Annotated in this window: 21 protein-coding genes; 17 read left to right on the top strand and 4 right to left on the bottom strand. The window is 72.4% G+C overall.

Annotation, left to right across the window (positions count from 1 at the left end; all coding sequences use genetic code 11):
• Positions 1-14 precede the first annotated feature (14 nt).
• The 7 genes from rsmD to mutM all read left to right on the top strand — a co-directional run bounded on the left by rsmD (position 15) and on the right by mutM (position 5,082).
• Positions 15-602: a 16S rRNA (guanine(966)-N(2))-methyltransferase RsmD gene (rsmD, locus tag KUM39_RS03660; protein ID WP_217783884.1), complete on the top strand. Its 588-nt coding sequence runs from the start codon at positions 15-17 to the stop codon at positions 600-602.
• 26 nt (positions 603-628) lie between these two features.
• The gene (coaD, locus tag KUM39_RS03665) at positions 629-1,108 is read left to right on the top strand and encodes a pantetheine-phosphate adenylyltransferase (protein ID WP_217784012.1); all 480 of its coding nucleotides are present in this window, start codon (positions 629-631) and stop codon (positions 1,106-1,108) included.
• Between the two features lie 111 nt (positions 1,109-1,219).
• Positions 1,220-2,317, top strand: a complete 1,098-nt coding sequence (locus KUM39_RS03670; protein WP_217783885.1) for an ATP synthase subunit B family protein — start codon at positions 1,220-1,222, stop codon at positions 2,315-2,317.
• 159 nt (positions 2,318-2,476) lie between these two features.
• Complete coding sequence (locus KUM39_RS03675) at positions 2,477-3,121, top strand: YceD family protein (protein WP_217783886.1); 645 nt, start codon at positions 2,477-2,479, stop codon at positions 3,119-3,121.
• Between the two features lie 2 nt (positions 3,122-3,123).
• Positions 3,124-3,297 (top strand): 50S ribosomal protein L32, encoded by a 174-nt coding sequence (gene rpmF / locus KUM39_RS03680; RefSeq protein ID WP_007493396.1) that lies wholly within the window; start codon positions 3,124-3,126, stop codon positions 3,295-3,297.
• A gap of 8 nt (positions 3,298-3,305) precedes the next feature.
• Entirely contained in the window at positions 3,306-4,118 is an 813-nt protein-coding gene (rnc, locus tag KUM39_RS03685; RefSeq protein WP_217783887.1) for a ribonuclease III, read from the top strand.
• Between the two features lie 103 nt (positions 4,119-4,221).
• Positions 4,222-5,082: a bifunctional DNA-formamidopyrimidine glycosylase/DNA-(apurinic or apyrimidinic site) lyase gene (gene mutM / locus KUM39_RS03690; RefSeq protein WP_217783888.1), complete on the top strand. Its 861-nt coding sequence runs from the start codon at positions 4,222-4,224 to the stop codon at positions 5,080-5,082.
• Here mutM and KUM39_RS03695 read toward each other — a convergent pair.
• Complete coding sequence (locus tag KUM39_RS03695; protein ID WP_217783889.1) at positions 5,055-5,489, bottom strand: winged helix-turn-helix transcriptional regulator; 435 nt, start codon at positions 5,487-5,489, stop codon at positions 5,055-5,057. The genes mutM and KUM39_RS03695 overlap by 28 nt on opposite strands.
• A 302-nt stretch (positions 5,490-5,791) precedes the next feature.
• On the opposite strand from KUM39_RS03695, the gene KUM39_RS03700 reads away from it, so the two are divergent.
• Positions 5,792-6,238: a hypothetical protein gene (locus KUM39_RS03700; RefSeq protein WP_217783890.1), complete on the top strand. Its 447-nt coding sequence runs from the start codon at positions 5,792-5,794 to the stop codon at positions 6,236-6,238.
• 327 nt (positions 6,239-6,565) lie between these two features.
• On the opposite strand, the gene KUM39_RS03705 is transcribed toward KUM39_RS03700, so the two are convergent.
• On the bottom strand, positions 6,566-6,859 hold the full coding sequence (locus KUM39_RS03705; protein WP_308288027.1) for a GNAT family N-acetyltransferase: 294 nt from the start codon (positions 6,857-6,859) through the stop codon (positions 6,566-6,568).
• A gap of 59 nt (positions 6,860-6,918) precedes the next feature.
• On the bottom strand, positions 6,919-8,091 hold the full coding sequence (locus KUM39_RS03710; RefSeq protein ID WP_217783892.1) for a CAP domain-containing protein: 1,173 nt from the start codon (positions 8,089-8,091) through the stop codon (positions 6,919-6,921).
• A 184-nt stretch (positions 8,092-8,275) separates the two neighbouring features.
• On the opposite strand from KUM39_RS03710, the gene KUM39_RS03715 reads away from it, so the two are divergent.
• The 5 genes from KUM39_RS03715 to ftsY all read left to right on the top strand — a co-directional run bounded on the left by KUM39_RS03715 (position 8,276) and on the right by ftsY (position 16,162).
• Entirely contained in the window at positions 8,276-8,557 is a 282-nt protein-coding gene (locus KUM39_RS03715; RefSeq protein WP_217783893.1) for an acylphosphatase, read from the top strand.
• Between the two features lie 383 nt (positions 8,558-8,940).
• Positions 8,941-9,144: a hypothetical protein gene (locus KUM39_RS03720; protein WP_217783894.1), complete on the top strand. Its 204-nt coding sequence runs from the start codon at positions 8,941-8,943 to the stop codon at positions 9,142-9,144.
• Between the two features lie 287 nt (positions 9,145-9,431).
• A complete protein-coding gene (smc, locus tag KUM39_RS03725; RefSeq protein WP_217783895.1) occupies positions 9,432-13,001 on the top strand; it encodes a chromosome segregation protein SMC in 3,570 nt (1,189 codons plus the stop codon).
• A 272-nt stretch (positions 13,002-13,273) separates the two neighbouring features.
• Complete coding sequence (locus KUM39_RS03730; RefSeq protein WP_217783896.1) at positions 13,274-14,686, top strand: sugar porter family MFS transporter; 1,413 nt, start codon at positions 13,274-13,276, stop codon at positions 14,684-14,686.
• Positions 14,687-14,947: 261 nt separating this feature from the next.
• Positions 14,948-16,162, top strand: coding sequence for a signal recognition particle-docking protein FtsY (gene ftsY, locus KUM39_RS03735; protein WP_217783897.1), 1,215 nt, complete (start codon positions 14,948-14,950; stop codon positions 16,160-16,162).
• Positions 16,163-16,301: 139 nt separating this feature from the next.
• On the opposite strand, the gene KUM39_RS03740 is transcribed toward ftsY, so the two are convergent.
• Positions 16,302-16,964 (bottom strand): bifunctional DNA primase/polymerase, encoded by a 663-nt coding sequence (locus KUM39_RS03740; protein ID WP_217783898.1) that lies wholly within the window; start codon positions 16,962-16,964, stop codon positions 16,302-16,304.
• A gap of 463 nt (positions 16,965-17,427) precedes the next feature.
• Between KUM39_RS03740 and nsdA the strand changes: the two genes are divergently transcribed.
• From nsdA to KUM39_RS03760, 4 genes are all read left to right on the top strand, one after another.
• Positions 17,428-18,930 (top strand): transcriptional repressor NsdA, encoded by a 1,503-nt coding sequence (gene nsdA / locus KUM39_RS03745; RefSeq protein WP_217783899.1) that lies wholly within the window; start codon positions 17,428-17,430, stop codon positions 18,928-18,930.
• A gap of 359 nt (positions 18,931-19,289) precedes the next feature.
• Positions 19,290-20,630 (top strand): ammonium transporter, encoded by a 1,341-nt coding sequence (locus tag KUM39_RS03750; RefSeq protein ID WP_217783900.1) that lies wholly within the window; start codon positions 19,290-19,292, stop codon positions 20,628-20,630.
• Positions 20,627-20,965 carry a P-II family nitrogen regulator gene (locus tag KUM39_RS03755; RefSeq protein ID WP_217783901.1) on the top strand — a complete coding sequence of 113 codons (339 nt, stop codon included), beginning with the start codon at positions 20,627-20,629 and terminating at the stop codon, positions 20,963-20,965. The genes KUM39_RS03750 and KUM39_RS03755 overlap by 4 nt, the downstream gene beginning before the upstream one ends.
• Before the next feature lie 42 nt (positions 20,966-21,007).
• Positions 21,008-23,470, top strand: coding sequence for a [protein-PII] uridylyltransferase (locus KUM39_RS03760; protein ID WP_217783902.1), 2,463 nt, complete (start codon positions 21,008-21,010; stop codon positions 23,468-23,470).
• The last annotated feature ends 72 nt before the right edge of the window (positions 23,471-23,542 follow it).

The raw sequence follows: 23,542 nt of genomic DNA on the forward strand, positions 1-23,542 counted from the left end.
CAGAAGGACCCGACATGACCCGCGTGATCGCCGGCACCGCAGGCGGCCGGCGCCTGTCCGTCCCGCCCGGCACCGGCACCCGGCCCACCTCGGACCGCGCACGCGAGGCCCTCTTCTCCACCTGGCAGTCCCTGCTCGGCGGCCCCCTCGACGGCGAACGCGTCCTCGACCTCTACGCCGGTTCCGGCGCCGTCGGCCTGGAGGCGCTGTCCCGCGGCGCGAGCCACACCCTGCTCGTCGAGGCCGACGCCCGCGCCGCCCGCGTCATCCGGGACAACGTCCGCGCCCTCGGCCTCCCCGGCGCCGAGGTGAGGGCGGGCAGGGCGGAACAGACCGTCCGCGCCGACCCGTCCGCCGAGCCGTACGACCTCGTCTTCCTCGACCCGCCGTACGCGGTCCCGGACGACGATCTCCGCGAGATCCTCCTCACACTCCGCACTGGGGGCTGGCTCGCCGCCGAAGCGCTCGTCACCGTGGAGCGCGGCACCAGGGGCGGTGTCTTCGACTGGCCGGACGGGTTCGAGGCACTGCGCTCCCGCCGCTACGGCGAGGGAACCTTTTGGTACGGTCGCGCCGCCTCTACGTGCGAAGACGCACGATGACCGGACCGGAGAGCGAGGGATCACCAGTGCGCCGCGCCGTCTGCCCGGGGTCGTTCGACCCCATCACCAACGGACATCTCGACATCATCGCCCGAGCCGCCCGGCTCTACGACGAGGTGCACGTCGCGGTGATGATCAACAAGTCCAAGAAGGGCCTGTTCGGGATCGAGGAGCGGATCGAGCTGATCCGCGAGGTCACCGCCGGGTACGCCAACGTCCGCGTCGAGGCGTTCCACGGCCTCCTCGTCGATTTCTGCAAGGAACGCGACATCCCGGCCATCGTGAAGGGCCTGCGCGCGGTCAGCGACTTCGACTACGAACTCCAGATGGCCCAGATGAACATGGGCCTGACCGGCGTCGAGACTCTGTTCGTGCCCACCAACCCCACCTACAGCTTCCTGTCCTCCTCGCTCGTCAAGGAGGTCGCCACCTGGGGCGGGGACGTCTCCCACCTCGTGCCGCCCGCCGTGCTGGACGCCCTCACCCAACGGCTGCGGAAGGAATGACCCGCACCCCGGCCCGGCCGTGACGGACCGTCACCCGGTGTCCTCCGTACCGCGCGTGGCCGTACAGTCGTTCCGTCCGTCTCCAACAGCGGCAGAGAGTGGCGAGCACAGGTGGACGTCCAGAACAAGCTCGACGAGATCGTCGCCGCCGTCTCCGGCGCCCGGTCCATGCCCATGTCGGCCTCGTGCGTGGTCAACCGCGCCGACCTGCTGGCCCTGCTCGAAGAGGTCCGCGAGGCCCTGCCCGGCTCGCTCCAGCAGGCCCAGGACCTGATCGGCGGCCGGGAGCGGATGGTCGAGGACGCCCGCCAGGAGGCCGGCCGGATCATCGAGGCCGCGCGCGCCGAACGCGGCTCGCTGGTCGCCGGGACCGAGGTCGCCCGCCACTCCCAGGCCGAGGCCGACCGCATCCTCACCGAGGCCCGCACCGAGGCCGAGGAGGTCCGCGCCGAGGCCGACGAGTACGTGGACTCCAAGCTCGCCAACTTCGAGGTCGTCCTCACCAAGACCCTCGGCTCCGTGGGCCGGGGCCGCGAGAAGCTCCTCGGCACCGGCCCCGGCCTGGACGAGAACGGCTACGAGGACGAGGACGCCCCCGAGCGCAGCCAGGACCCCGGCACGCTGCGGCAGAACGCCGACGCCTACGTGGACGCCAAGCTCGGCGCCTTCGAGGCGGTGCTCGCCAAGACCCTGGAGGCGGTCGGACGCGGTCGGCAGAAGCTGCACGGCCGGATCGCCACCGACGACCTCGGCGCCCTCGCCGACGACACCACGACCTTCCAGCACTCCAGCGACGCCGACTACCTCGCCGACCTCGCGGCCCTCGCCGACACCCCGCCCGCCCGCGCGCTCCCGCAGCAGCAGCGCACCGAGCCCGCCGCCCCCGCGCAGCCGTCGTACGACCCGCAGCCCGCCTACGACCCCGGCTACGCCCCGGCCGCCGCCCAGCAGCAGGACCTCTACGGGAGCTTCCCGCAGGCGCCGGAGTACGCCCCGCAGGACCCGTACGGGTACCAGCAGGCCGACCCCTACGCCTACCAGGGCTACGACCCCCGGCAGACCGGCTACGACCAGCAGCCCCAGCAGCCCCAGCACCCCGTGCCCCAGCAGCAGGAGCAGGGCTACGCCCTGGACGAGACCAGCCTCTTCGACACCGGCATGATCAGCGCCGAGCAGCTCCGCGCCTACGAGCAGGGGCGGGGCCTGTAACCCGGCGCCCACGGGCCCGCCGGGGGGCGCGGCCACCCGATTGGGTCCTGGGCGGATGGTCCAGTATCCTGGCTGTTCGGTCGCGTCTACGTCCGCGATCACCGCTGCCCGGAACACCGTCGGGCGGCGCTCCCTCCGAGTACGAAGCCGAAAGCAGGAATGGCAGCCAACGCCCGCCTCGACCACCGCAACCCCCTCGTGTTCGACACGCACGAGCTGGGCCGGCGGCCCGGTGCGCTGCAGCGTCAGACCCGCACGGTGGACGCTCCCCGCGATCTGGGCATCCAGGGAGTCATCGGAGTGCCGGAAGGCGCCCCGCTGGAACTCGACCTCCGTCTCGAATCCGTCATGGAGGGGGTGCTCGTCACGGGTACCGCCCGTGCGCGGGCCGAGGGGGAGTGCGTAAGGTGTCTGGAGCCGGTCGGGCAGCAGCTCGAAGCGGACTTCCAGGAACTGTTCTCGTACCCTGACGCCGACGACCGGGGCCGTGTGATCGCGGAACCGGGCGACGACGCCGAGGACGACGAGGACCGGTTCTTCATCGAGGACGGCCTGTTCGACCTCGAACCTCTGCTGCGCGATGCGGTGGTGCTCGCACTGCCGATGCAGCCGGTGTGCCAGGACGACTGTCCCGGTCTGTGCTCCGAGTGCGGAGCGCGGCTGGTGGACGACCCGGACCACCACCACGACGCCCTCGACATCCGTTGGGCGGCATTGCAGGGACTCGCCGGTTCATCTGAAGACGGCGAGAAGGACGAGATGAGCGGCGCCGAGTCCGGTGCCGACGAGAAGCAGGAGAAGTAGCCGTGGCTGTTCCGAAGCGGAAGATGTCGCGCAGCAACACGCGCCACCGCCGGTCGCAGTGGAAGGCTGCGGTCCCCACCCTGGTTGCGTGCGAGCGCTGCCACGAGCCCAAGCTGCAGCACATCGCGTGCCCGTCTTGCGGCACCTACAACAAGCGCCAGGTCCTCGAAGTCTGAGCGGGCTGGTGAGAGGCACTGTGTCCACGGCAAAGAAGAACTCCACCCGCGCGAGCGGGCCGACGGACAGCACGGCCTCGTCCCACACGCTTCTGGAAGGGCGGCTCGGCTACACGCTCGAGTCCGCCCTTCTGGTGCGTGCGCTGACCCACCGTTCCTACGCGTACGAGAACGGCGGTCTGCCGACGAACGAGCGGCTGGAGTTCCTCGGGGACTCCGTGCTCGGCCTCGTCGTCACGGACACGCTGTACCGCACCCACCCCGACCTGCCCGAGGGCCAACTGGCCAAGCTGCGGGCCGCGGTGGTCAACTCGCGTGCGCTGGCGGAGGTGGGCCGCGGCCTCGACCTCGGCGCCTTCATCCGGCTCGGCCGGGGTGAAGAAGGCACGGGCGGCCGGGACAAGGCGTCCATTCTCGCCGACACCCTCGAAGCGGTGATCGGCGCCGTCTATCTCGACCAGGGCCTCGACGCGGCGTCCGAGCTGGTGCACCGGCTCTTCGACCCGCTGATCGAGAAGTCCTCCAACCTCGGTGCCGGCCTGGACTGGAAGACCAGCCTCCAGGAACTCACCGCGATCGAGGGACTCGGCGTGCCCGAGTACCTGGTCACGGAGACCGGACCCGACCACGAGAAGACCTTCACCGCTGCCGCCCGCGTCGGAGGCGTCTCGTACGGCACCGGCACCGGCCGCAGCAAGAAGGAGGCGGAGCAGCAGGCCGCCGAGTCCGCCTGGCGGGCCATCCGGGCCGCGGCGGACGAGCGCGCCAAGGCGGCGGCCGAGGCCGTCACCACGGACGACACGTCGTCCGCGCCCGCCTGACGAACAGCAGCACCCGCCGAGCGTCCGCCCCGAGCACCCACTCGGAGCGGGCGCTCGGAGTCGTCCACCGCCGAGTCGGCGGCCACCGTCACAGGGGGTTCCCGTGCCCGAGTTGCCCGAGGTCGAGGTCGTACGGCGCGGTCTGGAGCGGTGGGTCGCCCATCGCACCGTCGCCGAGGTGGAGGTGCTGCACCCGCGCGCCGTCCGCCGCCATGTCGCCGGTGCCGACGACTTCGCGCACCGCCTCAAGGGCCACCACATCGGTACGCCCAGCAGGCGCGGCAAGTATCTGTGGCTGCCGCTGGAGGAGACCAACCAGTCCGTCCTCGCCCACCTCGGGATGAGCGGGCAGCTGCTGGTCCAGCCGCACGAGAGTGCCGACGAGAAGCATCTGCGGGTGCGGGTCCGGTTCGCGGACTCCCTCGGCACCGAACTGCGGTTCGTGGACCAGCGGACCTTCGGCGGGCTGTCCCTGCACGACAACACCGAGGGCGGACTGCCCGACGTCATCGCGCACATCGCCCGCGACCCGCTCGACCCGCTGTTCGACGACGAGGCGTTCCATACGGCGCTGCGCCGCAAACGGACCACGATCAAGCGGGCGCTGCTCGACCAGTCGCTGATCAGCGGGGTCGGCAACATCTACGCCGACGAGGCGCTGTGGCGCACCCGGCTGCACTTCGAGCGTCCCACCGGCACCTTCACCCGCCCGCTCACCGCCGAACTCCTCGGCCACGTACGGGACGTGATGAACGCGGCGCTCTCGGTCGGCGGCACCAGCTTCGACAGCCTCTACGTCAACGTCAACGGCGAGTCCGGCTACTTCGACCGCTCCCTCGACGCGTACGGCCGCGAGGGTCTGCCCTGCCGCCGCTGCGGTACGCCGATGCGGCGCAGCCCGTGGATGAACCGCTCCAGCTACTTCTGCCCGAAGTGTCAGCGGGCGCCGCGCTCCGCGTCGTAACGCGCCCGCGCGTCCAGCACCTGCTCCATCGCGCCCTCCACACAGGTGATGAGGGCCAGCAGCCGCCCGGCGACGGCGCGGCCCAGCGGGGTGAGGTCGTAGTCCACGCGGGGCGGGTTGGTCGGCTGCGCCTCGCGGTGCACCAGCCCGTCCCGCTCCAGCGCCTGGAGCGTCTGGGAGAGCATCTTCTCGCTCACCCCGTCCACCCGGCGGCGCAGCTCGTTGAAGCGCAGCGACCCCTCGGCCAGCGCCCCGATCGTCAGCCCGCCCCACCGCCCCGTCACATGCTCCAGCACCCCGCGCGAAGGACACGCACGGGCGAACACGTCGTACGCGAGGGCTTCGGTCGGGAACAGGTCGGCGTCCGCTGAGGAATCGCCGCCCGGTGAGGAGATACTGCCGGTCATACCGTAAGCCTACGCGCGGACAGCGCTTACTGGGAGTTTGCGCTGCCCCGCGGTGAGCGGCGGGATGTGCGGAGAGGGCGCCGAGGGGTCGCGGGGGTGCTCAGTAGCGGAAGAAGTGGTGGGACGGGTCTTTGACCTGCGGCCACGTAATCGATCACTGCACCGACCTGCGACTTAGCTGTCGGTGGTTGTCAGCGTTGGTCGTCGTAGAGCACCCTCCGACGGCCCGAGGATGGCCCGGCTGTGGGCTCCGAATCGCTCGTTTGGCATCCGAGATGACAGGAAGGCTCTAGTCTGCGCGCATGAAATTGTCCGAGGTTACCCCGATCGCGGTCGGCTTCCTGGCTTTCGCTGGAGTTCTTTGGCAGGGGCGACGACCCCGTTTCGATGGTCGGGACCGCCTGAAGAAGGATCTCGATTTGCTTGAGGCGATACCTGACGATCTCCCGATAAAGGACGCCTACAAGCAGCACATCTCAGACTCGTTCGAGGCCCTCATTCGTGACGAGGACAGGAGAAGTCGAGACCCTCGCGGAGTAGTCCTAGGCATCCTCCTCATGGTCGTCGGAGGATGGCTGACTTGGGTTGGCTTCGACCAGGGCGGAGGCTGGTGGCACTTTCTCACGGCCTTCGGAGTCCTTCTTTTCTTGATCGCCGCATTTGGCACCGTGGAGGATTCGACGAAGCGTCAACGTGATGAGAGAGGACATGTCATCCGTCGCACTGCGGCTGATGAGGATCAGTCATGACTTGCCTAGCCTTAGCGTCAAGGTCGGCGGAGCGGCTTTGGGCTGGAGCTGCTTTGGGGGAGTGATCATGACCCCCAAAGCTTCCGGCGCATCGGGCAGTCTGTGGACCTGCCCGTTAAAGCACGACGTTGGGGCCATGATCTTCGAGGCTCCCCCCAAAGTGGCTGCCTAAAGCGGTGGAGCCGACCGCCCCAGTCACGACGTGTTCTGATCCCATGCTGCTGGCCAGCCCTCACGAGGGCACGCGTCGGCGCAGCGTGCGGAGCGGGCCGAAGGCAGGAGCGCAGTCGGGGCTTGACGGGGTAGTGAAACCCGTAACGCGGGCCGCTATACGGAGCGCTGGAAGAGGGCCCCGGACTGGCGGTGTTCGAGGTCCACGACGCGTACGAGGGTGTAGCCCTGGCGCTCGTAGTAGCGGAGCAGCCTGGGGTTGTTCGTCCAGGCATCCAGGCGCAGCCGTGACTTGCCGGTCTTCGCGGCCTGCTCCGATGCCCAGTTGAGCATGAAGCCTCCCAGTCCACGCATCGGGCGCTTCCGGCTCGCGGCCATACGGTGGACGTACAAGGCCGCCTGAGGATCGTCCTCCGCTGCCCAGAACTCGGGGTGAGCGTTCTCGTCCACGGTGATGGCCCCGACCGCCTAGCCCTCAGTGAACGCCAGGCGCCTGATCTGCGGAAACCTCAGTAGCCGAAGTCCTGGGTCCACCAGGGGCCGCCGGGGCCGAAGTGGACGCCTACTCCTATGGTCTTGAAGTCGCAGTTGAGGATGTTGGCGCGGTGGCCGGGGCTGGCCATCCAGGCGGCGACCACGGCGGCGGCGTCGGACTGGCCGCGGGCTATGTTCTCGCCGCCGAGGCCGGTGATGCCCGCGCGGGCGGCGCGGTCCCAGGGGGTGCGGCCGTCGGGGTCGGTGTGGTCGAAGAAGTCGCGGGCGGCCATGTCGGTGCTGAAGTCCTCGGCGAGCTTGGTCAGCGAGGAGTTCGAGGCCAGCGGGGTGCAGCCGACCTTCGCCCGCTCGGCGTTGACCAGCTGGACGACCTCCGTCTCGGCCGCCTCGGCGGCGGTGAGGTCCACCGGCGCGGACGCCGAGGCGGACGCGGACACCGGGGGCCTGGCCGCGCTGCCGGTGCCGGTGCCCGTCGCCGGGGTCGAGGGCTTCGGCTTGGTCGCCGGGGCCTTCGTCGCGGGCGTCTTCGACGGGGTGTCCGCCGGGGTCGGGGAGTCCGGCGCCGAGGCGGAGGCGGAGGCGGAGGTGGAGGGGGACGGGGTCGCCGTACCGGACGGCGCCGAACCCTTGCCCCGGGCCGCGCCCGGGGCCTCGGTACCCGGTGCCGGGGAGCCCGGTGCCGCACCCGAGGTGCCGCCCTGCTCGGCGGCCGAGTTGCCGGGGACGGGGACACCGGCCGCCTGCGCGGGGCCGCCGCTCGCGGAGTGGCCGCCGCCCAGCCGGTAGTTCTGCAGCCCCGGCACCGCACCGGCGGCCACCGCCGCCGTACCGAGCACGGCGACGGCGGAGACGCCGACGAGGCCCTTGCGCACCGGGCTCGCGGGCTTCCTGCGGCGCCGGCCGCCCTGCGCGGGACCACCGTGCGCGGCAGTGCTCGGTGCGGGGCCGTCGCCGAAGTCGTCCTCCGGCGGGAAACCGCCCGGCTCGTCGTCCGCGTACAGATAGGCCGTGCTCCGCGCGGTGGTCTCGGAGTACGCCTCCGGGTTCAGGTAGGGCGCGATGCCCCTCCGCGTACCGGCCGCGAACGAGTCCTGCGGGTCCCGCGCGCCCGGAGCCGCGCCGTACCCGGCGTCGGAGGTCCGGCCCGTGGCGGCGCGGCCGGCGTCGGAGCGTCGGTGGCGTCCCATGCCCTTGCCCTCTTCCTCGTCTCGCGGCCACCCCGTGGGGACCGCGGTGGCGGTGACTCCCTCTGGACCGGGCCGACTCACTCGAACGAGCGAGTTTCATATGAGATTCATTGGATCGGGACGGTACCCCAAACCAGTGGGGCGGGACGTGTCCCGAGTGACATTGGCCGGTTAGGTTGCAGCCATGAGCGAGGACGTACGACTGGTGGCCTGGGTGCGCGGACATGTCCAGGGGGTGGGTTTCCGCTGGTTCACGCGGGCACGGGCGCTGGAGATCGGTGGCCTGAGTGGTTTTGCTCTCAATCTGGGCGACGGACGCGTCCAGGTCGTCGCCGAGGGGAGGCGCGAGGGCTGCGAAGGGCTGCTCGACTGGCTCCAGAGCGCCGACACGCCCGGCCGGGTCGAGGGAGTCACCGAGATCTGGGACACACCGCGCGGCGGCTACGACGGCTTCGCCATCCGCTGATCCGGCGCCCGGACCCGGCCCGCGCGGGGCCGCCCGCGCCGTGCCGGGCGGCTGCCGGGGACGGAAAGCGGCAGGTGGTTGCCAAGACGGGCGCCGCGTGGCAGGCTTCCCGTCCCCTGACGACCACCGCACCCGAGGGCCCCGCACAGGACGCGCCGCCGCAGCAGGCGGATCGCGCGCACCGGGTTCGCCCGCCGATACCGGGTGTGATCGTGTTGACCGTCAAACTTTTTGGTGAGACGCTGAAAGTCCCCCGCGCACCTCAGCTGTTTGGCATGTAGGAACGCAGAGCAACCCTCGGCGGGTGCCAGGCACAGCGGGTGCGACATCCCTCACGACCCACACCGATTCGGTCGGTCACTCAGTGTGGAGGACCATCCATCATGGCAAAGGCGCTTCTCGGTTACGTCGGCGGCTCCGACCCTCGACTCCTCGCCGAGATGCGACGGTTGCAGCAGCGTGTCCAGGACCTGGAGTCCGAGCTCGGACGTATCCAGGCGGAGAACGACGCGCTGACGGCTGTCGCCTCTCAGGACAGGATCATGGAGAGCATCGACGCGCACCAGGCGGAGCCTGCGCTCACCTGACCGTTGCCCGCTGCACGACAGCAACAACGGCGGTCGGGAAGGCCACAACAACCGCACCGTCACAGGACAGCCGTGAACCGGCTGCCGGAAACCGCAAGGGACGCCTCGGCGTCCCTTCTTTCCTTCTCCCGTCCCACCAGGTCCCCCGGACCCCCGCTCCGTCCCCGCGCCCCGCTGCTCTTCCCCCGTTCTTGACCTCTGGTCTGCCCGGCGGCCTCCTGGGCGAAACCGTGGGGTCCCGAGTGTTCACGGGGTGAGACGACGGGCGCCGGGTAAAGTCCGAAGACGTGCACCTCAAGGCCCTGACCCTCCGCGGCTTCAAGTCGTTCGCCTCCGCGACCACGCTCCGCTTCGAGCCCGGCATCACCTGCGTGGTCGGACCGAACGGCTCGGGCAAGTCCAACGTGGTGGACGCGCTCAGCTGGGTCATGGGCGAGCAGGGCGCCAAGTCGCTGCGCGGCGGCAAGATGGAGGACGTCATCTTCGCCGGGACCACCGGCCGCCCCCCACTGGGCCGCGCCGAGGTGTCCCTCACCATCGACAACTCCGACGGCGCCCTGCCCATCGAGTACGCCGAGGTCACCATCACGCGGATCATGTTCCGCAACGGCGGCAGCGAGTACCAGATCAACGGCGAGACCTGCCGCCTCCTCGACATCCAGGACCTGCTGTCCGACTCAGGCATCGGCCGCGAGATGCACGTCATCGTCGGACAGGGCCAGCTCGACTCCGTACTGCACGCCGACCCGATGGGCCGCCGGGCGTTCATCGAGGAGGCCGCGGGCGTCCTCAAGCACCGCAAGCGCAAGGAGAAGGCGCTGCGGAAACTGGACGCGATGCGGGCCAACCTCGCCCGTGTGCAGGACCTCACCGACGAGCTCCGCCGCCAGCTCAAGCCGCTCGGCCGTCAGGCCGCCGTCGCCCGCCGCGCCGCCGTCATCCAGGCCGACCTGCGCGACGCCCGGCTGCGGCTCCTCGCCGACGACCTCGTACGACTGCGCCGGGCGCTGGACACCGAGGTCGCCGACGAGGCCGCGCTCAAGGAACGCAAGGAGGCCGCCGAGAGCGAACTGCGCCGGGCGCTCCAGCGGGAGAACGCCCTGGAGGACGAGGTGCGACGGCTCGCGCCGCGCCTCCAGCGCGCCCAGCAGACGTGGTACGAGCTGTCCCAGCTCGCCGAGCGGGTGCGCGGCACCGTGTCGCTGGCCGACGCACGGGTCACCTCCGCCACCTCCGCCCCGGCCGAGGAACGTCGCGGACGCGACCCGGAGGACCTGGAGCGGGAGGCCGCCCGCGTCCGCGAGCAGGAGGCCGAACTCGAAGCCGCGCTGGAGGCCGCGCAGCGCGCCCTGGACGACACCGTCGCCCACCGCGCCGAGCTGGAACGCGAACTCGCCACCGAGGAACGCCGGTTGAAGGACGCGGCGCGGGCCATCGCGGACCGCCGCGAGGGGCTGGCCCGGCTCTCCGGGCAGGTCGGTGCGGCCCGCTCGCGCGCCGCCGCCGCCCAGTCCGAGATCGACCGGCTCGACGCCGCCCGCGACGAGGCCGAGGAACGCGCCGCCGCCGCGCAGGAGGAGTACGAGACACTGCGCGCCGAGGTGGACGGGCTCGACGCCGACGACGCCGACCTCGGGGAGCGCCACGAAGCCGCGAAGCGGGCGCTCGCGGACGCCGAGACCGCGCTCGGCGCCGCCCGCGAGGCCGCCACCGCCGCCGAACGCAGCCGCGCCGCCACCCGCGCCCGGCACGAGGCGCTCGCGCTCGGCCTGCGCCGCAAGGACGGCACCGGCATACTGCTCGGCGCCCGCGACCGGCTCACCGGTGTCCTCGGCCCCGCCGCCGGGCTGCTCACCCTCGCCCCCGGCCACGAGGTAGCGCTCGCCGCCGCCTTCGGCGCCGCCGCCGACGCGGTCGCCGTCACCACCCCCGCGTCCGCCGCCGACGCCATCCGGCTGCTGCGCAAACAGGACGGCGGCCGGGCCGCGCTGCTGCTCGCCGGTGACGAGGGCACCCCCGGCCCCACCGTGGAACGCCCCGCCTCGCTGCCGGAGAGCGTCCCCTTCGCGGCCGACCTCGTCCGCGGCCCGGCGGAGCTGATGCCCGCCGTACGACGGCTGCTGCACGGGGTCGTGGTCGTCGCGGCGCTGGCCGACGCCGAGAGCCTGGTCCGCGCGCACCCCGGGCTGACCGCCGTCACCGCCGAGGGCGACCTGCTCGGCGCCCACTTCGCGCACGGCGGCTCGGCCGGTGCGCCCAGCCTGCTGGAAGTGCAGGCGTCCGTGGACGAGGCGGCGGCCGGGCTGGCCGACCTGGACGTGCGCTGTGCCGAGCTGGCCGAGGCGCAGCGGGCCGCCGCCGAGCGCCGTGCCGGGGCGGCCGTACTGGTGGAGGAGCTGGGGGAGCGGCGGCGCGCCGCCGACCGGGAGAAGTCGTCCGTGGCCCAGCGGCTCGGCGGGCTCGCCGGGCAGGCGCGCGGCGCGGCGGGGGAGGCCGAGCGGTCGGCCGCCGCCGCCTCCCGCGCCCGGGACGCACTGGAGAAGGCCGTCCTGGACGCCGAGGAACTGGCCGAACGGCTCGCCGTGGCCGAGGAGTCGCCGGTGGAGGAGGAGCCGGACACCGCCGCCCGCGACCGGCTCGCCGCCGACGGGGCCAACGCCCGGCAGACCGAGATGGAGGCCCGCCTCCAGGTCCGTACCCACGAGGAACGCGTCCGGGGGCTCGCCGGGCGGGCCGACGCGCTGGACCGGGGCGCCCGCGCCGAGCGGGAGGCCCGCGCACGCGCCGAGCAGCGCCGGGCCCGGCTGCTCCACGAGGCCCGGATCGCCGGGGCGGTCGCCGCCGGGGCCCGGCAGTTGCTGGCCCACGCCGAGGTGTCCCTGACCCGCGCCGAAGGCGAGCGGGTCGCCGCCGACGAGGCCAGGGCGGTGGGGGAGCGGGAGCTGACGGCGGCCCGCACCGCCGGGCGCGAGCTGAAGTCCGAGCTGGACAAGCTGACCGACTCGGTGCACCGGGGCGAGGTGCTGGGCGCCGAGAAGCGGATGCGGATCGAGCAGCTGGAGACCCGCGCGCTGGAGGAGCTGGGCGTGGAGCCCGCCGGGCTGGTCGCGGAGTACGGGCCGGACCGGCCGGTGCCGCCCTCGCTGCCCGCCGAGGGCGAGGAACTCCCCGAGGACCCCGGGCACCCGCGCAACCAGCCCCGGCCCTTCGTCCGCGCCGAGCAGGAGAAGCGGCTGAAGGCGGCCGAGCGCGCCTACCAGCAGCTCGGCAAGGTCAACCCGCTGGCCCTGGAGGAGTTCGCGGCGCTGGAGGAGCGGCACAAGTTCCTCAGCGAGCAGTTGGAGGACCTGAAGAAGACCCGCGCGGACCTCCTTCAGGTGGTGAAGGAGGTGGACGCACGGGTCGAGCAGGTCTTCACCGAGGCGTACCGGGACACCGCCCGCGAGTTCGAGGGCGTCTTCGGGCGCCTCTTCCCCGGCGGTGAGGGTCGGCTGGTGCTGACCGACCCGGAGAACATGCTGGCCACGGGCGTGGACGTGGAGGCCCGGCCGCCGGGGAAGAAGGTCAAGCGGCTCTCCCTGCTGTCCGGCGGCGAGCGCTCGCTGACCGCCGTGGCGTTGCTGGTGTCGATCTTCAAGGCCCGCCCGAGCCCGTTCTACGTGATGGACGAGGTCGAGGCGGCGCTCGACGACACCAACCTCCAGCGGCTGATCCGCATCATGCGGGAGCTGCAGGAAGCCTCCCAGCTCATCGTGATCACGCACCAGAAGCGCACGATGGAGGTCGCCGACGCGCTGTACGGCGTCTCGATGCAGGGCGACGGCGTGTCCAAGGTGATCTCCCAGCGGCTGCGCTGAGGCCCCGCCCGGCCCCGTCCGGGCTCTTCTCGGCCCCACCCGGCCGCTTCTCGCCCACCCTCTCCGCATCGTCTTCACTTCTCGAACGTGAAAGCGCCTCAGTGGTATCGAAAAGCTCACACTGGTTCGGTTCGTAGCTTCGAAACTTGAAGGCATAGTCTCTGCAACGTTGCTTTTACCTTCAGGTGTGAGTGGTGTGAACCTGTGCACCACTGGATACCTGTAAGGGCTCACCCCCACCGGCAGCGCAGCCGTGGCCCGAGGAGACATACGTGACCAGCACAGCGAAGGCGCCAGACGCCAGGACGGCCCATCCGGAACATCTCGGGCACGTCATCTTCATCGCGGCGGCAGCCGCGATGGGCGGGTTCCTCTTCGGCTACGACAGCTCCGTGATCAACGGTGCCGTCGAGGCCATCCGCGACCGGTACGACATCGGCTCCGCGACCCTCGCCCAGGTCATCGCCATCGCCCTGATCGGCTGCGCCATCGGCGCCGCCACCGCCGGACGCATAGCCGACCGGATCGGCCGTATCCGCTGCATGCAGATCGCCGCCGTCCTCTTCACCATCAGCGCCGTGGGCTCCGCGCTCCCCTTCGCGCTGTGGGACCTCGCCCTCTGGCGGATCATCGGCGGCTTCGCCATCGGCATGGCCTCCGTCATCGGCCCGGCCTACATCGCCGAGGTCGCCCCGCCCGCCTACCGCGGCCGGCTCGGCTCCTTCCAGCAGGCCGCCATCGTCGTCGGCATCGCCATCTCCCAGCTCGTCAACTGGGGCCTGCTCAACGCGGCGGGCGGCAACCAGCGCGGCAAGCTGATGGGCCTGGAGGCATGGCAGGTCATGCTGGGCGTCATGGTGATCCCGGCCGTCCTCTACGGCCTGCTCTCCTTCGCCATCCCCGAGTCCCCGCGCTTCCTGGTCTCCGTCGGCAAGCGGGAACGCGCCCGCCGCGTCCTCGCCGAGGTCGAGGGCGACAAGGTGGACCTCGACGCCCGCGTCCGGGACATCGAAACCGCCATGCGGCGCGAGGAGAAGTCCAGCTTCCGCGACCTGCTCGGCGGCGGCTTCTACTTCAAGCCCATCGTCTGGGTCGGCATCGGCCTCTCGGTCTTCCAGCAGTTCGTCGGCATCAACATCGCCTTCTACTACTCCTCCACGCTGTGGCAGTCGGTGGGCGTGGACCCGACGGACTCGTTCTTCTACTCGTTCACCACGTCGATCATCAACATCGTCGGCACCGTGATCGCCATGATCTTCGTGGACCGCATCGGCCGTAAGCCGCTGGCGCTCATCGGCTCGGTCGGCATGGCCGCCGGTCTGGCGCTGGAGGCGTGGGCGTTCTCGTACCACCTGGTGGACGGCAAGCTGCCCGCCACGCAGGGCTGGGTCGCACTGGTCGCCGCCCATGTGTTCGTCCTCTTCTTCGCCCTGTCCTGGGGTGTGGTCGTCTGGGTCATGCTCGGCGAGATGTTCCCGAACAAGATCCGCGCCGCCGCCCTGGGCGTGGCCGCCGCCGCGCAGTGGATCGCCAACTGGGCAATCACCGCGAGCTTCCCGTCGCTGGCCGACTGGAACCTGTCCGGTACGTACGTGATCTACGCGGCCTTCGCCGTCCTCTCCATCCCCTTCGTGCTGAAGTTCGTGAAGGAGACCAAGGGCAAGACCCTGGAGGAGATGGGCTGAGGCCCGCTCCGCCCCGGCGGAGCCCCCGGTCCCGAGGAGACGGGCCACCCCCCCGCCCCTCTCCTCGTACCCGCCGTCGCCCCGGGTCCGGCCACTGCCCGGACCCGGGGCGACGGTCCGTCCGTGCCCTGCCGGGCGCGGAAGCGCGGGGGCGCCTCGCGCGGTTCCCCGCGCCCCCGCCGGGTACCGGTGTCTCCCAGCGCGCCGGGGCCATCGTGCCGCCCGGGTCCGGCGCGGGGCATGGCCGATACTGGACGGGTTATGGAAACCATCATCCTTGCTGTAGTCATCGCCGTGGTCGTGCTCGGCGCGATCGGCGGGCTGGTCGTCGGCAGCCGCCGCAAGAAGCCGCTGCCCCCGCCGCCGCCCGCCGCGCCCGACATCACCGCGCCCCCGGCCGAGCCGCACGTCGGCGACGAGGCCGAGACGCCGCGCGACGAACCGCGCCGGACGATCGAGGAGGTCGGCCTCCCCGGGGGCCCGCCGGTCGCGGTCGAGGAGCCGCCCGCCGCGGAGATCCCCGCGCCCGAGGTCCCCGCGATCGAGGTCCCGGAGCCCGCGGCCGGACGGATGGTCCGCCTGCGCACCCGGCTCTCCCGCTCGCAGAACGCGCTCGGCAAGGGCCTGCTGACCCTGCTGTCCCGCGAGCACCTCGACGAGGACACCTGGGAGGAGATCGAGGACACCCTGCTCACCGCCGACGTCGGCGTACGCCCCACCCAGGAACTGGTGGACAGCCTGCGCGAGCGGGTCAAGGTGCTCGGCACCCGCACCCCGGCCGAACTGCGCGGCCTGCTCCGCGAGGAGCTGCTCAAGCTGGTCGGCACCGACATGGACCGCCGGGTGCGCACCGAGCCGGAGGGCCGCAGGCCCGGCATCGTGATGGTCGTCGGCGTCAACGGCACCGGCAAGACCACCACCACCGGCAAGCTCGCCCGCGTCCTGGTCGCGGACGGCCGCACGGTCGTGCTCGGCGCCGCCGACACCTTCCGGGCCGCCGCCGCCGACCAGCTCCAGACCTGGGGCGAGCGGGTCGGCGCCCACACCGTGCGCGGGCCCGAGGCCGGGGACCCCGCCTCCGTCGCGTTCGACGCGGTCAAGGAGGGCAAGGAGCTGGGGGTGGACGTCGTCCTCATCGACACCGCCGGGCGGCTGCACACCAAGACCGGGCTCATGGACGAGCTGGGCAAGGTCAAGCGCGTGGTCGAGAAGCACGCCCCGCTCGACGAGGTGCTGCTCGTCCTCGACGCCACCACCGGCCAGAACGGTCTGATCCAGGCCCGCGTCTTCGCGGAGGTCGTGGACATCACCGGCATCGTGCTGACCAAGCTGGACGGCACCGCCAAGGGCGGCATCGTCGTCGCGGTCCAGCGCGAACTGGGCGTCCCGGTCAAGCTGGTCGGCCTCGGCGAGGGCGCCGACGACCTCGCGCCGTTCGAACCCGAGGCGTTCGTGGACGCCCTCATCGGCGACTGAGCGGCCCGCCCCCGCCGGACACCGGCCCCCGGCACACGCGAGCGCCCGCCCCGGAGCAAGGGGGCGGGCGCTTCGCCGTACCGCGGCGTACGGCCGCTCCGAGGGCGGCCCCGCCCGGGGCGCGGGGGTGTGCGAGCTGTCAGGCGCGGGACCGCGACCGGTGTGCCACGTACGCCAGCGTGCCGAGCAGCAGCCGGGCCGCCGGGGGGCGGTGGGCGGTGTCCAGGGTGGGCGGGCGCAGCCAGCGCACCGGGCCCAGGCCGCCCCGGTCGGAGGGCGGGGCGGTGAGGTGGTCGCCGGGTCCGAGGCCCCGCAGATCCAGCGCGGCCGGGTCGTCCCAGCCCAGGCGGTAGAGCTGGCGGGGGAGTTCGGCGGCGGCGCCGGGGGCGACGAGGAACTGCGCCCTGCCGTCCGGGGTCACCGCGACCGGGCCGAGCGGCAGCCCCATCCGCTCCAGCCGGACCAGCGCCCGGCGCCCGGCGGCCTCCGCCACCTCCAGCACGTCGAACGCGCGGCCCGCCGGAAGCAGCACCGCGGCGCCGGGGAACTCCGCCCACGCCGTGGACACCTCGTCCAGCGTCGCCCCGGCCGGGACCTCGGGGGCGAAGTCGAGGGGGTGCGCGCCCGGTGCCGCGCAGTCGGCCCGACCGCAGGAGCAGACGCCCGCCGCGGCCCGCGCGCCCGGCACCACGTCCCAGCCCCACAGGCCGGTGAACTCGGCGACGGCGGTGCACTCCGAGGGCCGGCCCCGCCGACGCGTGCTCGAACGGATCTCGCGGATGCCGCCGATCGTGAAGTCCATGCCCCCTCCAACGGGTCCGGCGCGCCGGTGGTTACGACACGGAACGGAACGAAAGCGGAACGTGACATCACGGTCCGGCTGCCCCGCGCCGTACCGGCCCAAGGCGGCGCGCGACGGCAACTCCGGTGGTGCGCCGGGGATTTCGCGCCCCCGAGCGCGCCCCTGCTTCCACTTCTCGTTGTCCTATGTCAAGTGAATCGCGCCTGGGTGGCGGGGAGTTCATTCGAAGGGGTGGCGAATGGTGGCGTTTCCGGGATCGCCGTGGCCGGGCGGGTGATCGTAGGATTACGGTGAGTGTGCGAGGGCAGGGGGCACATGCCGAACGGGGCATGCCCGGGGCAAGTCGGCCGTTCGTTCGAAGGGTGAGAACGGGCGGACGCGGGGCCCGCCGACCGGCATGCTGAAGGCTTGGCGCCGGCGGCGGCAAGCGGTGTCGAGGGATTTCGAGGGATGGGGGCTTCCAGTGGGCGGCAGCGACGGCGGCGGTACGAACGCTGACACCGATCCCCACACGCGCGGGGGTGAGCCCAAGCGCCCCAATGAACTGCTCGGCTCGTGGTTCGTGCGCAGCGGCTGGTCCAAGGGCGAGCTGGCCCGCCAGGTGAACCGCAGGGCACGTCAGCTCGGCGCCAACCACATCTCCACGGACACCTCCCGCGTGCGCCGCTGGCTGGACGGGGAGAACCCGCGCGAGCCGATCCCGCGCATCCTCTCCGAGCTGTTCTCCGAACGCTTCGGCTGTGTGGTCTCCATCGAGGACCTCGGGCTGCGCGCGGCCCGCCAGTCACCCTCCGCGACCGGCGTGGACCTGCCCTGGACCGCCCCGCAGACCGTCTCGCTGCTCAGCGAGTTCTCCCGCAGCGATCTGATGCTCGCCCGGCGCGGCTTCCTCGGCACCTCGCTCGGCCTCGCCGCCGGGCCCGCCCTGGTCGAGCCCATGCAGCGCTGGCTGGTGCCCGCGCCCGGCGGCCCCGCCGCCGCGCCCGCCGACACCCACGCCGACCGCAGGCACGGCCGCCTCTCCCGCCCCGAACTGGAACTGCTGGAGTCCACCACCCGCATGTTCCGCCAGTGGGACGCGCAGTGCGGCGGCGGACTGCGCCGCAAGGCGGTCGTCGGACAGCTGCACGAGGTCACCGACCTGCTCCAGGAGCCGCAACCCGAGGCCACCGGCCGCAAGCTGTTCAAGGTCGCCGCCGAACTCGCCGAACTGGCCGGGTGGATGTCGTACGACGTCGGTCTCCAGCCCACCGCGCAGAAGTACTTCGTGCTCGCGCTGCACGCGGCCAAGGAGGCCGGGGACAAGCCGCTCGGGTCGTACATCCTCTCCAGCATGAGCCGCCAGATGATCCACCTCGGGCGGCCCGACGACGCCCTGGAGCTGATCCACCTCGCCCAGTACGGCAGCCGGGACTGCGCGAGCCCCCGCACCCAGTCCATGCTGTATGCGATGGAGGCCCGCGCCTACGCCAACATGGGACAGCCCGGCAAGTGCAAGCGGGCCGTCCGGATGGCCGAGGACACCTTCACCGAGACCGACGAGTGGGACGAGCCGGACCCGGACTGGATCCGCTTCTTCTCCGAGGCCGAACTGTACGGCGAGAACTCCCACTCCTACCGCGACCTCGCCTACGTCGCCGGACGCAGCCCGGCCTACGCCTCACTGGCCGAGCCCGTCATGCGCCGCGCGGTCGAGCTGTTCGAGAAGGACACCGAGCACCAGCGGTCGTACGCCCTCAACCTCATCGGGATGGCCACCGTGCACCTGCTCCAGCGCGAGCCGGAGAAGAGCACCGCCTACGCCTTCGACGCGCTGCGGGTGGCCAAGAAGGTGCGTTCCGAGCGGGTCAACACCCGTATCCGCAAGACCGTGGACACCGCGGTGCGGGACTTCGGGGACCTCGGCGCCGTCCGGGACCTCGGCGAGCAGCTCGCCGTGGACCTCCCGGAGGCCGCCGCCGTCTGACCGGCCCCGCGCCACCCCAGCCCCGGCCGCGGCCGGACCTCCCGAACTGCCCGACTCGGCTCCCCCACGCCAGGTCATCGAGAGGTCCGCCGCGGCCGGTCCGCGTCCCCGTCCGGCGGCGGTCCGGGCCGGTCCGCCGCGCCGACCCGACCCGGTTGCGTCACGATGACGAAGGGTTCGCCCGGCATCCGGCGGTTCACCGACGCGTAACACACAGGCCGCCTTCGTCACCCCGGCGAAACATCGAGGGGCACCCACGGAAACCGCGCTGCGCGAGTGTCATGGCCCATAACCGCCCCCCACGCTCCGCACCGGCACCCACCCGCAAGGGGCCGTACCCGAACGACGAGGAGACGCCGATGGCACCAGCCTTCACGCTTGCCGCGGAGGCACCCAAGCTGTCCGCCGCGAACACGGGCTTCATGCTCATCTGCTCCGCACTGGTGCTGCTCATGACGCCCGGCCTGGCCTTCTTCTACGGAGGCATGGTCCGCGTCAAGAGCACGCTGAACATGCTGATGATGAGCTTCGTCAGCATCGGCATCGTCACCATCCTGTGGGTGCTCTACGGCTTCTCCGCGGCGTTCGGCACGGACCACGGCAGCCTCATCGGGTGGAACTCCGACTGGGTCGGGCTCAGCGGCATCGGCCTCACCCAGCTCTGGGACGGGTACACGATCCCGGTCTTCGTGTTCATGGTCTTCCAGCTCATGTTCGCGGTCATCACCCCGGCGCTGATCAGCGGTGCCCTCGCGGACCGCGTCAAGATCACCGCCTGGTCGCTGTTCGTGGTGCTCTGGGCGACGCTCGTCTACTTCCCGGTCGCGCACTGGGTGTGGGGCGCGGGCGGCTGGGCCTACAAGCTCGGCGTCATCGACTTCGCGGGCGGTACGGCCGTCCACATCAACGCCGGTGCCGCCGCCCTCGGCGTCATCCTGGTCATCGGCAAGCGGATCGGGTTCAAGAAGGACCCGATGCGCCCGCACAGCCTGCCGCTGGTCATGCTCGGCGCCGGTCTGCTCTGGTTCGGCTGGTTCGGCTTCAACGCCGGGTCCTGGCTGGGCAACGACGACGGGGTCGGCGCGCTGATGTTCGTCAACACCCAGATCGCCACCGCCGCCGCCATGCTCGCCTGGCTCGCCTACGAGAAGATCCGGCACGGCGCGTTCACCACCCTGGGCGCCGCCTCCGGCGCGGTCGCCGGTCTCGTCGCCATCACCCCGTCCGGCGGCGCGGTCTCCCCGCTCGGCGCGATCGCCGTCGGCGCCATCGCCGGTGTCGCCTGCGCCGCCGCCGTCGGCCTGAAGTTCCGCTTCAACTACGACGACTCCCTCGACGTCGTCGGTGTCCACATGGTCGGCGGCATCGTCGGCTCGCTGCTGATCGGCTTCTTCGCCACCGGCAAGGGCCAGTCCACCGCCGCCGGTGTGTTCTACGGCGACCACACCTTCGACCAGCTGTGGAAGCAGTGCGCGGGCGTCTTCGCCGTCCTCGCCTACTCGCTGATCGTCTCCGGTGTACTCGCCTTCCTGCTGGACAAGACCATCGGCATGCGGGTCTCGGAGGACCAGGAGGTCTCCGGCATCGACCAGGCCGAGCACGCCGAGACCGCGTACGACTTCACCGGTGCCGGGGGCGGGGTCCTCGGGTCCGGCGGCGCCCTGCTCGCCGGAGCGCAGAACAGGAAGGTGGACGCATGAAGCTCATCACCGCAGTCGTCAAGCCGCACCGGCTCGACGAGATCAAGGAGGCCCTCCAGGCCTTCGGTGTACACGGTCTGACCGTCACCGAGGCCAGCGGCTACGGCCGCCAGCGCGGGCACACCGAGGTCTACCGCGGTGCCGAGTACCAGGTCGATCTGGTCCCCAAGATCCGCATCGAGGTGCTCGCCGAGGACGGTGATGCCGAGGAACTGATCGAGGTCATCGTCAAGGCGGCCCGCACCGGCAAGATCGGCGACGGCAAGGTCTGGTCCCTCCCGGTGGACACCGCCGTACGGGTACGGACCGGGGAGCGCGGCCCCGACGCGCTCTGACGCGGGTACGGGACCAGCGCGGACAGGACGGAGAGTCGCCGGGTGACGGGTGCGGAAGTGCGGAACGAGACGGAAGACACGGGACCCGGCGGCTACGCGGCGGCCCGGCTGCGCCTCCTCAACCAGGAGGCGCGGTCCGGGCCGCCGCGCCGTGCCGCGCTCGCGCGGCTCACCGACGACTGGCTCGCCGGACTCTTCGCGGCCGCGACCACGGAGGCCGGTACCACCCGCGGCGTCTCGCTGCTCGCCGTCGGCGGCTACGGCCGGGGCGAGCTGTCCCCGCGCAGCGACCTGGACCTCGTCCTGCTGCACGACGGCAGCGACCCGGCCGCCGTCGCCACCCTCGCGGACCGCCTCTGGTACCCCGTCTGGGACCTCGGCATCGCCCTGGACCACTCCGTCCGCACCCCCGCCGAGGCCCGCAGGACCGCCGGGGACGACCTCAAGGTCCAGCTCGGCCTGCTCGACGCCCGGCACCTCGCGGGCGACCAGACCCTCAGCGCCGGACTGCGCACCGCCGTCCTCGCCGACTGGCGCAACCAGGCACCCAAACGCCTCCCCGAACTCCGCGAACTCTGCGAGGAACGCGCCGAACGCCAGGGGGAACTCCAGTACCTCCTGGAACCCGACCTCAAGGAGGCGCGCGGCGGCCTGCGCGACGCCACCGCGCTGCGCGCCGTCGCCGCCTCCTGGCTGGCCGACGCCCCCCGCGAGGGCCTCGACGACGCCCGGCGCCGCCTCCTCGACGTCCGGGACGCGCTGCACCTCGTCACCGGCCGGGCCACCGACCGGCTCGCCCTCCAGGAACAGGACCAGGTCGCCGCCGAACTGGGCCTCCTCGACGCCGACACCCTGCTCCGCCAGGTCTACGAGGCAGCGCGGGTCGTCTCGTACGCCGGTGACCTCACCTGGCGCGAGGTCGGGCGGGTGCTCCGGTCGCGGGCGGTACGGCCCCGGCTGCGCGCCATGCTCGGCGGCGGACACCCGCCGGTCGAGCGGTCCCCGCTGGCCGAGGGGGTCGTGGAGCAGGACGGCGAGGTGGTGCTGGCCCGCGCCGCACGCCCCGAACGCGACCCGGTGCTCCCGCTGCGCGCCGCCGCGGCGGCCGCGCAGGCCGGGCTGCCGCTGTCCCGGTACGCGGTACGGCACCTCGCCGGGACCGCCGCCCCGCTGCCCACGCCCTGGCCCGCCGAGGCCCGCGACCAGCTGGTCACACTGCTCGGCTCCGGGCGGCCCACCGTGGACGTCTGGACGGCACTGGAGGCGGAGGGCCTGATCAGCCGCCTGCTGCCGGACTGGGAGCGGGTCCGCTGCCGCCCGCAGCGCAACGCCGTCCACCTGTGGACCGTGGACCGGCACCTCGTCGAGACCGCAGTCCGCGCCTCCGAACTGACCCGCCGCGTCGGCCGCCCCGACCTGCTGCTGGTCGCCGCGCTGCTGCACGACATCGGCAAGGGCTGGCCCGGCGACCACTCCGTGGCCGGGGAGACCATCGCCCGTGACGTGGCCGCCCGGATCGGCTTCGACCAGCGCGACGTCGCCGTCCTCGGCACCCTCGTACGCCATCATCTGCTGCTGGTGGAGACCGCCACCCGGCGGGACCTGGACGACCCCGAGACCGTGCGGTCGGTCGCGGAGGCGGTCGGGGCGCAGGGCACGCTGGAGCTGCTGCACGCGCTGACCGAGGCCGACGCTCTCGCCACCGGGCCCGCCGCCTGGTCCGCCTGGCGCGGCTCCCTCGTCTCCGACCTGGTCGCCCGGGTCGCCGCCGTGCTCGCCGGTGACCCGCCCGCCGCCGACGACCCCGGCGCCCCGACCGCCGAACAGGAACGCCTCGCGGTCGAGGCGTTCCGCACCGGCGGGCCGGTGCTCGCCCTGCGCGCCAGCACCGAACCGGCGCCCGACGGCACCGGCGCGGACGGCGAGCCGCAGCCGCTCGGCGTGGAACTCCTCATCGCCGTCCCCGACCGGCCCGGCGTGCTGCCCGCCGTCGCCGGGGTCCTCGCCGTGCACCGGCTCACCGTGCGCACCGCCGGACTGCGCGCCCTCACCCTCCCCGGGGAGGTCGATGAGGGCACGGTCCTGGTGCTGGACTGGCGGGTCGCCGCCGAGTACGGCGCGCTGCCGCAGGCCGCCCGGCTCCGCGCCGATCTGGTCCGCGCCCTCGACGGCACCCTCGACATCGCCACCAGGCTCGCGGAGCGCGACGCCGCCTACCCGCGCCGCCGGGGCCGTACCGCACCGCCGCCGAGGGTGTCCGAGGCGTCCGACGCCTCCCGGCACGCCACGGTGATCGAGGTCCGCGCCCAGGACGCCCCCGGCCTGCTGTACCGGATCGGCATGGCCCTGGAGAAGGCGGGCGTCCAGGTGCGGAGCATGCACGTCAGTACCCTCGGAGCGAACGCGGTGGACGCCTTCTACGTCACCAGCGGCACCGGTGAGCCGCTGCCCGACCGCGACGCGGTCTCGCTGGCCCGCACCCTGGAGGAGACCTTGCGGGGATGACCCTGCCCCGGCGCGCGCACCGCCGGGATACCCTGGAGGGCGATTCCCCGAAGCATCCCCGACCCCGAGGAC

The organism is Streptomyces corallincola (assembly GCF_019104725.1).
GTDB lineage: Bacteria > Actinomycetota > Actinomycetes > Streptomycetales > Streptomycetaceae > Streptomyces > Streptomyces corallincola.